This window comes from Streptomyces sp. SID5469, from assembly GCF_009862865.1.
GTDB classification, from domain to species: Bacteria; Actinomycetota; Actinomycetes; order Streptomycetales; family Streptomycetaceae; genus Streptomyces; species Streptomyces avermitilis.
This window is the reverse complement of the sequence record NZ_WWIN01000001.1, coordinates 5,740,867-5,753,045: the sequence shown is the minus strand read 5'-3', so window position 1 is coordinate 5,753,045 and position 12,179 is coordinate 5,740,867. Positions and strand designations below refer to the sequence as shown.

The 12,179-nt window shown below is 72.8% G+C and carries 10 protein-coding genes; 2 read left to right on the top strand and 8 right to left on the bottom strand.

Features of this window, described 5'->3' with window-relative positions; translation table 11 throughout:
- Positions 1–12: 12 nt before the first annotated feature.
- The 3 genes from GTY58_RS24690 to GTY58_RS24680 form a co-directional block, all read right to left on the bottom strand.
- Entirely contained in the window at positions 13–645 is a 633-nt protein-coding gene (locus GTY58_RS24690; protein WP_010986144.1) for a methyltransferase domain-containing protein, read from the bottom strand.
- A gap of 141 nt (positions 646–786) precedes the next feature.
- Complete coding sequence (locus GTY58_RS24685) at positions 787–1,371, bottom strand: hypothetical protein (protein WP_010986143.1); 585 nt, start codon at positions 1,369–1,371, stop codon at positions 787–789.
- Between the two features lie 70 nt (positions 1,372–1,441).
- On the bottom strand, positions 1,442–1,759 hold the full coding sequence (locus tag GTY58_RS24680; protein WP_037652364.1) for an SH3 domain-containing protein: 318 nt from the start codon (positions 1,757–1,759) through the stop codon (positions 1,442–1,444).
- A 132-nt stretch (positions 1,760–1,891) separates the two neighbouring features.
- On the opposite strand from GTY58_RS24680, the gene GTY58_RS24675 reads away from it, so the two are divergent.
- The gene (locus GTY58_RS24675; protein WP_037652363.1) at positions 1,892–4,087 is read left to right on the top strand and encodes a serine/threonine-protein kinase; all 2,196 of its coding nucleotides are present in this window, start codon (positions 1,892–1,894) and stop codon (positions 4,085–4,087) included.
- 126 nt (positions 4,088–4,213) lie between these two features.
- Here the strand turns inward: GTY58_RS24675 and ilvD are convergent, their stop codons facing one another.
- The 4 genes from ilvD to GTY58_RS24655 all read right to left on the bottom strand — a co-directional run bounded on the left by ilvD (position 4,214) and on the right by GTY58_RS24655 (position 9,213).
- Entirely contained in the window at positions 4,214–6,067 is a 1,854-nt protein-coding gene (gene ilvD / locus GTY58_RS24670) for a dihydroxy-acid dehydratase (protein ID WP_010986140.1), read from the bottom strand.
- Between the two features lie 297 nt (positions 6,068–6,364).
- On the bottom strand, positions 6,365–6,982 hold the full coding sequence (locus GTY58_RS24665; protein WP_010986139.1) for a TetR family transcriptional regulator: 618 nt from the start codon (positions 6,980–6,982) through the stop codon (positions 6,365–6,367).
- Positions 6,979–7,803, bottom strand: a complete 825-nt coding sequence (locus GTY58_RS24660; RefSeq protein WP_078234465.1) for a sugar phosphate isomerase/epimerase — start codon at positions 7,801–7,803, stop codon at positions 6,979–6,981. The genes GTY58_RS24665 and GTY58_RS24660 overlap by 4 nt, the downstream gene beginning before the upstream one ends.
- Positions 7,804–8,280: 477 nt before the next feature.
- Positions 8,281–9,213 (bottom strand): Ppx/GppA phosphatase family protein, encoded by a 933-nt coding sequence (locus tag GTY58_RS24655; RefSeq protein ID WP_010986137.1) that lies wholly within the window; start codon positions 9,211–9,213, stop codon positions 8,281–8,283.
- 71 nt (positions 9,214–9,284) lie between these two features.
- On the opposite strand from GTY58_RS24655, the gene GTY58_RS24650 reads away from it, so the two are divergent.
- Positions 9,285–10,154 (top strand): hypothetical protein, encoded by an 870-nt coding sequence (locus GTY58_RS24650; protein ID WP_010986136.1) that lies wholly within the window; start codon positions 9,285–9,287, stop codon positions 10,152–10,154.
- Between the two features lie 26 nt (positions 10,155–10,180).
- Here GTY58_RS24650 and GTY58_RS24645 read toward each other — a convergent pair whose 3' ends face one another.
- A complete protein-coding gene (locus GTY58_RS24645; protein ID WP_202497497.1) occupies positions 10,181–11,926 on the bottom strand; it encodes a sigma-70 family RNA polymerase sigma factor in 1,746 nt (581 codons plus the stop codon).
- Between the last annotated feature and the right edge of the window lie 253 nt (positions 11,927–12,179).

Sequence of the window (12,179 nt, the reverse complement as noted above, 5' to 3'; positions counted from 1 at the left end):
TACGTCACGAGGTCACGGGCGCGTCGCCACGATGAGTACGACGTCGTAGACCTCCTCGACGAGGCCGTCCGGGAAGGTCGCGAGGAGGTGTCCGCGCTCCTCGGTGAGGAAGGTGTTCGTGCTCTCCTCGCCGAGGAGCAGGAAGATCGAGTGGCTGCCGATGTTGGCGAGATGGGTGTCGACGGGGACCGTGCGGCTCCAGCGGACGACCCGGTGGGTGTGGTCGGGGCGCAGGACCGCGCCCCCGAACGCGGCGTCGCCACGGGTGCCGCCCCCGCCCTGCTTGCTGCCGTGTTCGCCGCCGAAGTACCGCCTGACGCGCTCCGACTGCTCCGCGATCCACGGGACGTCGGCGGCGTCCGTGTTCCACCACAGGGCGAGCGCGCCGCCGGGGCGCAGGACGCGCATCGCCTCCGGGACCGACCGGGCCGGGTCGGTCCAGTGCCAGGCCTGCGCGTAGGTGAGGAAGTCGGCGGAGGCGTCGGCGAGGGGGAGGGCATTGCCGTCGCCGCGCAGGAGGGGGACGCCGGGGAGGGTGCGGCGGAACTGGGCGGCCATGCCGTCGCCGGGCTCCACCGCGATCACGTCGGCGCCGCGCGCGGTGAGGAGTGCGGTCGCGATGCCCGTGCCCGCGCCTACGTCCACGGTCCGCGAGCCGGCGAGGGGGCGCCCGGCGAGTTCCTCGATCGCGTCGAAGAGGGCGGGTGGGTAGGAAGGACGGTTCGCCGCGTACTGGGCGGCCGCGGCGTTGAAGGAGCGGGCCCGGGGCGGTGTGCGCGGAGGTGGTCATACCTCCATGGTGGCGGGGGTGGGGGATGCGGGCCAGTGGTTTCGGTGCGGTGGTGGGGCGGCCCCGCACGCCGGGCCCCGGGCTATGAGCTGCGCTGCATGCGGGACGGATTGCGGGGTGCGGCGGGCGGTGCGCTTCGCGTACTGCTCGCGGGCCGTCTCGTACTCCTCGCGGTGGAGTTTCTCGCCGGGGGCCTCCGTGAGGGACCGGAAGAAGTACGCGAGGAGGGAGCCGATGAAGCCGATGGCCAGGAGTCCGCGCAGGGAGGCCTGGCGGTCGGGGTCGGGGCGCTTGCCGAACGAGCCCCAGGTGTGACCGAACGCGAGCGCACTGCACACCGCGAACATGCCCACGACCATCAGCGTCACGAATCTGCCGACGGCCGCGATCTCCAGGCCCTGGTAGGCGAACCGCAGGACGAGGCAGCCGACGACCGCCGCCGCGAGCGAGCCGACGGCCACGCCGGCGCGGCGGGCCGCGTAGCCGCCCTCGTGGTCCACCCAGGTCGTGCCGAAGAAGCGGAGGGGTTCGGGGTGGGGGCCCGCGGGGGTGGCCGGGGTGCCGTTCTCGTCGTCGCTCACGCGTCGATTATCGCTCCGGGCCGCGACGGGCCCCCGGCCGGGCGCGTGGTCCGGCCGGGGCACCTCGGGGTCAGGAGCAGCGCGGAGCGACGTACCCGTCGCTGCCCGTCTTCACATACGCGTCCGAGACGTACTGCGCGTTGGCGATGCAGTCCCAGAGGCTCGTCGTGCCGTACGGTCCGCTGACCGAGTCCCCCGAGCGCTGGCAGTAGATGGGAACGCTCGCGCCCTCGGGCAGGGTGCGGACGATGCTGTAGTGCGTGCCCGGACCGCTGCGGACGTTGACTCTGTGGCCCGGTGCGACCGGGTAGGTGCGGGTGGCCGCCGCGCTCGAGTCGGCTTCGGCCGCCTCTTCCGTACCCGAGATCTGGATGTCTTCCGTGGCCATGTCGGCCTCCCCCGTTGAATAGTTCACGCCAATGCGTGTGGGGCGCCGAGGCTAGCAAGCCGCCGATGATTCGCACGAAGCATCGACTAGGCTCAGCGCGTCGCGCAGCGGACGGACCCACGGGGGTGAGTGATGCCGCCACAGCGCAGCGCCGGTACGGATCCGGAAGCGGAACATCCGCAGTACGCCGGGCAGTACCTGTTGGAGGCGGCACTCGGCTCCGGTGGCATGGGGGTCGTACATCTGGCCAGGTCCGCCTCCGGGTTGCGCCTCGCGGTCAAGGTGGTGCACGCCCAGTACGCCCAGGACCCCGAGTTCAGGGGGCGTTTCCGGCAGGAGGTCGCGGCCGCGCGGCGGGTCAGCGGCGCCTTCACCGCGCCCGTCGTGGACGCGGACCCGGGGGCCGGACGCCCTTGGATGGCGACGCTGTTCATCCCGGGCCCGACCCTCGCCGAACACGTCAAGCGGAACGGCGCCCTGCCTCCTGCCCGGCTGCGGCACCTGATGGCGGGGCTCGCCGAGGCGCTGCGCGACATCCACCGCGCCGGTGTCGTGCACCGCGATCTCAAGCCCAGCAACGTCCTGCTGGCCGAGGACGGCCCCAAAGTCATCGACTTCGGTATTTCCCGGCCGTCCGACAGTGAACTGCGCACCGAGACGGGCAAGTTGATCGGCACGCCGCCGTTCATGGCCCCCGAGCAGTTCCGCAGGCCACGGGAGGTCGGGCCGGCCGCCGACGTCTTCGCGCTCGGGTCCGTGATCGTGCACGCGGCGACCGGCAGCGGGCCCTTCGATTCCGACAGTCCCTATCTGGTGGCGTATCAAGTCGTCCATGACGAGCCGGACTTGACGGGCGTACCGGAGGAGTTGGCCGAACTCGTCGCCGGGTGCCTCGCCAAGGAGCCGGACGACCGGCCCACACCGGACGAGCTGATGACGGCTCTTCGGTCGGTGTCCGCCTCGTACGACACCCAGGCGTTCATCCCCGTGCAGCGGGACGGGAGTTCCGGGTCGGCGTGGCGACCGGGACCGGGACCGGGGACGGGACCAGGGACGGGACCGGGGCCGGGACCGGGGCACGGTGGCGAGCGCGTGGTGACCCATCAGGTGCGGCAGCCCGAGCCGGTCGCCGCACCGGCTGCCAGGAAGCGTCTCGGGCGTCGGCTGTGGATTCCCGCCGTCGCCGTCGCCGTGCTGGCTTGCGTCGCCGGCGCCCTCGTCCTCCTCGGCCCGGGTACCGGGGCCCCGCGCGAACAGGACGCGGCGCCGTCGAAGGCCGCCTTCCAGCCGTGGGACATCGGGCTGAGCGCGGGCGGCTCGAAAGCCACCGGCATGGCGCAGTGCGCGTACGCGCCCCACAGGCTGTACTGCACCCGCCCCGGTGTCCTGGCCGCCGCCGTCGATCCCGCCGACGGGAAGGTCCTGTGGTCACGCGGCGACGCGAAGCGGCACAGCGACGGCACCGTGCGGCCGCCCGTGCTGTCGGGCGGACTGCTGCACGTCGTCAGCGAAGGCGGAAAGCGGCTGGCGGCGCTCGACCCCGCCACCGGCAAGACCCGTTGGAGTCACGATCTCGCGGCCTACGGCGGTCGCTTCGCCCAGGTCGGCGGGGTCGTCCTGCTCACCGGCGCCGACGCGCGGGTGACCGCGCTGGACGCGGCCACGGGTGAGGAGAAGTGGCGCCGCCGGATCCCCGGGCAGCCACAGCCGGCCTTCGTGTCGTACGGGGACGGGCTCGCGTACGCGGTCGCGGCGGCCGGGTCCGGGACGAAGGTGGCCGCGGTGGACCCGGAGAGCGGCGCCACGCGCTGGCAGCGGCGGTTCGACGGTGTGCTGAGCCTGGTGGGTGCCCATGACGGGGCGGTCTGGTTCGCCTCGACCACCGCCGACTCGGACACGGACGCGGTGGTGCGCTACGACGTCACCCGCCGTACGGTCCGCCGCGTCGGCCTGCGTTTCCCGCTCCAGGGAGCCCAGGCCGTGGTGCGGAAGGACACGGTCTACGTCCTCGCGAACGGCGGTGCGCTGGTCGCCGTCGACACCCGGACGTCCAAGGAGCTCTGGCGGCTGGAGACCTCCGTCAGTTTCGCCTCGGCGCCCGTCGCCGCCGGGGACCGCGTCTACTTCGCGGGCGCGGACGGACGGCTCCTTGCCGTCGACGCCTCGAAGGGTGTGCTGCTCGGGCAGACCAAGGCGCGGCTGGGCGGCGCACACGGCTCACTCGTCTCCGGGCTGCCGTCGCCGGTCGCCGCCGACGGGAAGGTGTACTCCGCGGCTCCCGACGGGTCGTTGTTCGCGGTCGACGCGCGCAGGCCGGGGGGCTGGTGAGCTGGCGGGCTGGCGGGCTGGCGGGCTGGTGAGCCGGCGGGCTGGTGAGCCGGTAGCGGCCCGGGGACGCGGAAGGGGCCGTTCCCGGAGGAACGGCCCCTTTCGGCTGTACGGGTGCAGCGGGGGTCAGCCCAGCTTCGACACGTCCCGGACCGCGCCCTTGTCCGCGCTCGTGGCCATCGCGGCGTACGCGCGCAGGGCCGCGGAGACCTTGCGCTCGCGGTTCACGGGGGCGTAGACGCCGTTCAGGGCCTGGTCGCGGCGGGACAGTTCGGCCTCGTCCACCAGGAGGTCGATCGTGCGGTTCGGGATGTCGATGCGGATGCGGTCGCCGTCCTGGACCAGCGCGATCGTGCCGCCGGACGCCGCCTCGGGGGAGGCGTGGCCGATCGACAGGCCCGAGGTGCCGCCGGAGAAACGGCCGTCCGTGATCAGGGCACAGGTCTTGCCGAGGCCCCGGCCCTTCAGGAACGACGTCGGGTAGAGCATCTCCTGCATGCCGGGGCCGCCCTTGGGGCCCTCGTAGCGGATGACGACCACGTCGCCGTGGGTGATCTCCTTGCGGAGGATCTTGTCGACGGCCTCGTCCTGCGACTCGCAGACGACCGCCGGGCCCTCGAAGGTCCAGATCGACTCGTCGACGCCCGCCGTCTTCACGACGCAGCCGTCGACCGCCAGGTTGCCCTTGAGGACCGCGAGGCCGCCGTCCTTGGAGTACGCGTGTTCGGCGGAGCGGATGCAGCCGCCCTCCGCGTCCTCGTCGAGCGCCTCCCAGCGCTCGGACTGGGAGAAGGCCTCGGAGGAGCGGACGCAGCCGGGGGCCGCGTGCCACAGTTCGATGGCCTCGGGGGACGGGGAACCCGCCCGCACGTCCCACGTCTTCAGCCAGTCGGAGAGGGACGGGCTGTGCACCGAGTGCACGTCCTCGTTCAGCAGGCCGGCCCGGTGCAGCTCGCCCAGCAGGGCCGGGATGCCGCCCGCGCGGTGCACGTCCTCCATGTAGTACGTACGGTCCTTGGCGACGTTCGGGGCGACCTTGGCGAGGCAGGGCACGCGGCGCGAGACCTCGTTGATCTCGTCCAGGCCGAAGGGGACGCCCGCTTCCTGGGCGGCGGCCAGCAGGTGCAGGATCGTGTTGGTGGAGCCGCCCATGGCGATGTCGAGGGCCATGGCGTTCTCGAAGGCGGCGTGCGTGGCGATGTTGCGGGGCAGGACCGACTCGTCGTCCTGCTCGTAGTAACGGCGCGTGATGTCCACGACCGTGCGGGCCGCGTCCTCGTACAGACCCTTGCGGGCCGTGTGCGTGGCGAGGACCGAGCCGTTGCCGGGCAGGCTCAGGCCGATGGCCTCGGTCAGGCAGTTCATCGAGTTGGCGGTGAACATGCCGGAGCAGGAGCCGCAGGTGGGACAGGCGTTCTCCTCGATACGGAGGATGTCCTCGTCCGAGATCTTGTCGTTCACGGCGTCGGAGATCGCGTCGACCAGGTCGAGCGTACGGACCGTGCCGTCGACCAGGGTGGCGCGGCCGGACTCCATGGGGCCGCCGGAGACGAAGACCGTCGGGATGTTCAGGCGCAGAGCGGCCATGAGCATGCCGGGCGTGATCTTGTCGCAGTTCGAGATGCAGATCAGGGCGTCGGCGCAGTGGGCCTCGACCATGTACTCGACCGAGTCCGCGATCAGGTCGCGGGACGGGAGGGAGTACAGCATGCCGCCGTGGCCCATCGCGATGCCGTCGTCGACCGCGATCGTGTTGAACTCGCGCGCGATGCCGCCGGCGGCCGTGATGGCCTCGCTGACGATCCGGCCGACCGGCTGGAGGTGGGTGTGGCCGGGCACGAACTCCGTGAAGGAGTTGGCGACCGCGATGATCGGCTTCCGGCCGATGTCCGCGCCCGGTACACCGGAGGCGCGCATAAGGGCGCGGGCGCCCGCCATGTTGCGACCGTGGGTGACTGTGCGGGACCTCAGCTCGGGCATCGTCGCTCGCTCCTTCGGAGAGTAATGACTGAAGTCGAGCGTACGCCGGTGCCTCGGGGAGGTGGACCGGTGTCCGGAATGTGGGATGCGTGTCTCGGTGTGCGGCCGGTCGGGGGCGGTGCGTACGCCTCGGGGGGGCGGACCGTCGGTGGCGGTGCGCACGCCTCGACGTACGGGCCGTCGGCGGCGGTGCCTACGTCTCGGGTGCGGCCGGTCGGTGGCGGTGCGTACGCGTTGGCGCGCGGCCGTCGGCGGTGGACGTCCTGGGGTCCGGGGGGGCCGGTGGGGGTGGGGGTGTCAGGGGGCTGTCAGGTGCCCCTGGACCACGGGGGCCAGCCTGGCGATGATCTGTTCCGGGTCCGCCGAGGCCAGCGGCTCCACCTTGATCACGTAGCGCAGGATCGCCGTCCCCACCAGCTGGGCCGCCGCCAGCTCCGCACGGAGTTCCGCGTCCGGGAAGTCGAGCTGTCCGGCGATGCGGCGCAGCAGCTGGGCGGCGATGAGGCGGCGGAAGACGGCGGCCGCGGTGTCGTTGTTCACGGCGGAGCGGACGATCGCCAGCAGGGGCGTACGGGTCGCCGGGTTCTCCCAGACACCGAGGATGAAGCGGGTCAGGCGTTCGCCGACGCCGTCGAGGGGGCCGTCCGCCACGGCGTCCGGGGCGTTGAGGGCGGGCGCGAAGGCGACCTCGATGGCCGCCTCGAATACCTGTTCCTTCGTGCCGAAGTAGTGGTGCACGAGCGCGGAGTCCACGCCGGCCGCCTTGGCGATACCGCGGACGGACGTCTTCTCGTAGCCGCGTTCGGAGAACTCCTCGCGGGCCGCCTCCAGGATGCGGTCCCGGGTGGCGGGGGCCGCCTCCGTCTGCGTACGGGAGGGGCGCCCCCGGCGGCGGGGGGCGTCGGCCTCCGTCATCGGCGCGGCACCTTGACCGCGGAGGCGAGGTGGAGGCGGGTGAAGGCCAGGGCCTCCGCGAGGTCGGCCTCGCGCTCCGCGCTGGACATGGCGCGGCGCGTGTTGACCTCGATGACGACGTGGCCGTCGAAGCCGGTGCGGGCGAGACGCTCCAGGAGTTCGGCACAGGGCTGGGTGCCGCGGCCGGGCACGAGGTGCTCGTCCTTGTTGGAGCCGTTGCCGTCGGCGAGGTGGACGTGGCCGAGGCGGTCGCCCATCCGGTCGATCATCTGCGTGGCGTCGGTGCGGGCGGTGGCGGTATGGCTGAGATCGATCGTGAAGTGACGGTAGTCGTCCTTGGTGACGTCCCAGTCGGGGGCGTACGCGAGCATCTCGCGGTCGCGATAGCGCCACGGGTACATGTTTTCGACGGCGAACCGTACGTCCGTCTCGTTGGCCATGCGCCAGATTCCGCTGACGAAGTCGCGGGCGTACTGGCGCTGCCAGCGGAAGGGGGGGTGTACGACGACGGTGGTGGCACCGAGCTTCTCGGCGGCCGCCTTGGCGCGCTGGAGCTTGACCCAGGGGTCGGTGGACCAGACGCGCTGGGTGATCAGCAGGCAGGGGGCGTGGACGGCGAGGATCGGGATCCGGTGGTAGTCGCTGAGGCGGCGGAGGGCCTCGATGTCCTGGCTGACCGGGTCGGTCCACACCATGACCTCTACGCCGTCGTAGCCGAGACGCGCGGCGATCTCGAAGGCCGTCGCCGTCGACTCCGGGTACACGGAGGCCGTGGACAGCGCGACCTTCGCATCCGGGATGCGCACCACTGGTTCTGCCACGAGGGACAGCGTACGGGTTGCCTCCGGCGGTTGGGTGGGGGGTGGTGGGCTTCGGCCAGGGGGGTGGTGGGGACCGGGACTGGGGGGTGTTGGGGGCTGGACTGGGGGGTGTTGGGCTTCTGCCCGGGGGCTGGTGGGCTCCTGCCCGGAGGCTCGTGGGCTCCTGCCCGGAGGCTGCTGGGCTCCTGCCCGGGGGGCGTTGCGGGTTTGCGCGGTGGGTGTGTGCGGGTCGGGTGGGGCTGGGCGCGCAGTTCCCCGCGCCCCTGTCCGGGGTTCAGGTCGACCGGGTGACCAGGTGCCCTGCGCCGGGCCCACGTGGGCAGGCGCCGCCGTGGGTGTCTGCCGGTCGGGTGGGGCTGGGCGCGCAGTTCCCCGCGCCCCTGTCCGGGCGCCTCTGTCCGGGCGCGCCTGTCCGGCCGCGCCCCTGGCCGGCCGCGCCCCTGGCCGGCCGCGCCCCTGGCCCGGGGGGCGGGTGTCCTATACCGGGCCCATGTGGTCCAGGCGTCGTAGGATCACGCCCTCGCGTAGGGCCCAGGGGCAGATTTCCAGGGTTTCCACTGCGAAGAGATCCATCGCTCCCTCGGCGACCAGCGCGCCCGCGAGGAGTTGGCTGGAGCGGCCGTCCGAGACGCCGGGGAGTTCCGCTCGCTCCTCCGCCGTCATCGAGGCGAGGCGCGGGACCCAGCCCTCAAGCGACTCCCTCTTCAGTTCCCGCTGGACGTACAGGCCCTCGGCCGAGCGGGCGGCTCCGGCGAGGCGGGCCAGCTGCTTGAAGGTCTTGGACGTGGCGACGACATGGTCGGGCGCGCCGAAGCGGCTGAACTCCCCGACCGTCCGGGCGATCTGGGCCCGGACATGGCGGCGCAGCGCCCTGACGTCGTCCGGGTCGGCGGGGTCGGTCGGGAGCCAGCCCGCGGTGAGACGGCCCGCGCCCAGTGGCAGCGACACCGCGGCGTCCGGCTCCTCGTCTATGCCGTACGCGATCTCCAGCGAGCCCCCGCCGATGTCCAGGACCAGCAGCTTTCCGGCGGACCAGCCGAACCAGCGGCGGGCCGCCAGGAAGGTCAGGCGGGCCTCCTCCGCGCCGGTCAGGACCTGGAGCTCGACGCCCGTCTCGGCCTTGACGCGGGCCAGTACGTCATCCGCGTTGGTGGCCTCCCGCACGGCGGACGTGGCGAACGGAAGGAGGTCCTCGACACCCTTGTCCTCGGCCGCCTGCAACGCTTCGTGGACGACGCCGATGAGTTTGTCCACGCCTTCGGGGCCGACGGCGCCGCCCTCGTCGAGGAGTTGGGCGAGCCGCAGCTCCGCCTTGTGCGAATGCGCGGGCAGGGGGCGCGCGCCCGGGTGCGCATCCACCACCAGCAGATGCACCGTGTTCGAACCCACGTCGAGGACACCGAGTCTCATGTACGGAACGCTACTGCCCACGGGACGATCGACCGTCCCCGGAGCGGGCTCCGGCGACTTACCCTTGTCTCGTGCCAAAGACGAAAAAGGCGAAGGCCGACAAATCCTCCAGGGCTTCCAAGGGTTCCAAGGGCTCTGCGCAGGCGAAGGCGTCCCCGTCGGCCACGAAGTCGGCGAAGCCCCCGAAGGTGAGCGACGAGAAGGGGCTCGACTTCGCGCGTGCGTGGGTGGAGTTTCCGGATCCCGCCGACGACGAGCAGGTTTTCCGGTGCGATCTGACATGGCTGACCTCGCGCTGGAACTGCATCTTCGGAAGCGGCTGCCAGGGCATCCAGGCGGGCCGCGCGGACGACGGGTGCTGCACGCTGGGGGCGCACTTCTCGGACGAGGACGACGAGAAGCGGGTGGCGGAGCACGTGGCGCGGCTCACGCCGGAGATCTGGCAGAACCATGACGTGGGCCTGCGCACCGGCTGGGTGTCGGAGGACGAGGATGGGGACCGGCAGACGCGGCCGTACCAGGGGTCCTGCATCTTCCAGAACCGGCCCGGGTTCGCGGCCGGTGCGGGGTGCTCGCTGCACATCCTCGCCCTGAAGGAGGGGCGCGAGCCGCTGGAGACCAAGCCCGACGTGTGCTGGCAGCTGCCCGTGCGGCGGACGTACGAGTGGATCGACCGGCCCGACGACACGCGTGTGCTCCAGGTGTCCATCGGTGAGTACGACCGTCGGGGATGGGGCCCGGGTGGCCATGACCTGCACTGGTGGTGCACCTCGGCGACGTCGGCGCACGGCGCGGGCGACCCGGTGTACGTCTCGTACCGGCCGGAGCTGATCGAGCTGATGGGCAAGCCGGGATACGACCGGCTGGTCGAGCTGTGCGAGGAGCGGCTGGCCTCGCAGCTGCCGCTGTTGGCGCCTCATCCGGCCGACCCTGTGAACTGAGAGATCGTGAACTGAGAGATACAGCTCTACGAGGACGGGTCCGGGGCACCGCCGTCGGTGGACGGAGGCGTCGAGCCGGGCGGATCCGAGGGGGTCGGGTCGGTCGGCGTCGGTGTGGGCTCGGCGGTGGGGGGCGGGTCGCTGGGCGTGGGGTCCGGGCTCGTGGCACTCGGGTCGGGGGCGGGCGGCGTCCAGTGGCTGGGGGTCGGACGCGGGGCGGGCGGGCCCGCGGTCCCGTATCCGTCGATCGTGACCACCGCGCCCGCGGGTGCCACCGACACGCTCGCGTGCCAGGGACCCACCGGCTCGCGCAGATGATCGACGTACACCTTGATCGTGAACGATTCGCCGGGTTCGAGGGTTCCTGAGGACCGGCTCAGATAGAGCCAGGGCGCTCCTGAGCGGGCCGACCAGTGGACCGGTGATCTCCCGGACGCCGTCAGGGTGACGAGGGTCGTGTCGCCGTTGTGGCCGGCCGTCACGGAAAGGTGGGCGGCCCTGCCCCCGGTCTTCGCGCTGACGACCTCCACGGAGACGTCGGGCGAGCGGCCGCCCTTGGTGAAGCCGGAGACGGGACGCGCACTCGCGTTGCCCGCGTTCTCGTAGCCGCTCGCCTCCTCGCCGTCGAGGGTGTCGGTGGCGTGGGCCTCGCTCGCGGTGGCGGAGCGGCCGTCCACGCCCTCGCCGGTGAGCGGTGCGCCCCGGTAGGCGGCCCACAGGGCGAGGACGGGGGCGGCGATGACGGTGGCGACGACCGTTGTCGTGACGGCACGCGCGCGGAAGCGGTCCCGACGGGCCGCCCGGTCCTTGGGGTCCATCGGGAATCCCCGCCGGTCGAAGCGGGGGGCGCCACCACGCGCGCGTGGGACGTGCGCCATCGCCAGGTGCAGGGCCGCGCGCGGGGCCTCCAGCACGGGCAGCTCCGCGGGCGTGACGCTGGTGCCGGGCCAGGCGGCGTCCGGGAGCGCGCGTTCCGCGGTGCGGCGGCAGCACGGGCAGTCGTCGACGTGCCGGACGAGCTCGCGGCGCAGGGCGGAGCTGAGGACGAGCTGGTTGTCGCCGGTCAGACGGGCGACGCTCGGGCAGCTGCCGGTCTCGACGACGGCGAGGACCGCGCGGGTGCGTTCGACCTCGCAGGCCGCGGCGGCGAGGAGTTCGCGCGCCGCGGTGAGATTCATGCCGAGGACGGCGGCGACCTCGGGGGCGCCGAGCTGGTGGCGTACGGCGAGTTCGAGCGCCTCGCGCTGCTCGGGGGTGGTGCCGGCGGCCTCCGGCCAGGCCAGCAGGGCGAGTTCGCGCTGCCGCCGGGCCCGGTCCTCCTCGGTGGCCGGGACGGAACCGGTCGGCTCGGCCGTGCGCCGGTCGGCGGCAGGCCGCGTCGAGAGGTTCTCGCCGTCCTCGCGGGCCGCGCGCCGGCCGACCGCGTGGGTGGCCTGCCGGTGGCGTCTGGTCTCGGCGAGCTTGCGCAGACAGGCCCAGCGGGCGAGGGCGTACAACCAGGCCCGGCGGTCACCCGCCGCCGGGCCGCGCGGGTGACGGCGCTCGGCGAGCGCGAGGACGTCGCCGAGCGCGGCGGTCGCGGCGTCGTGGTCGCACAGCACCGACAGGCAGTAGGTGAACAGGCCGTCCAGATAGGGCTCGTAGCGCGCGGACGGGCGCTGGGCCGTGGTGCGGGCCGTCGCGCCTCGGGGCGCTGTCACCCGCTTGCGTGCATCTCCGTGCGCCCGGTGTGCGCCGGTTGTGTGCGTGAAGGTTTCCGGACTGCTGCTCATCACTCGTGCGACCGTAGGCGCCGACAGGTGGCCCCTTCTGCCCCCTTGCGCACATTTACTCCGTACGGGTGAAACGATCCCTCATAAGGGGACACGAACCCAGGATTCCGTGGCTCGTTCCTGGTGGACGGTGGCCGAATCGCGGGGTGGCGGCGGGCGCGGCGGGCGCTCCCCGGCGCGATGACGTCGCCCCGCGCCCACCGCCCGCCCCGGGAGAACCGCGACCGGCTTCTTGATGTGCGGGCTGCGCTTC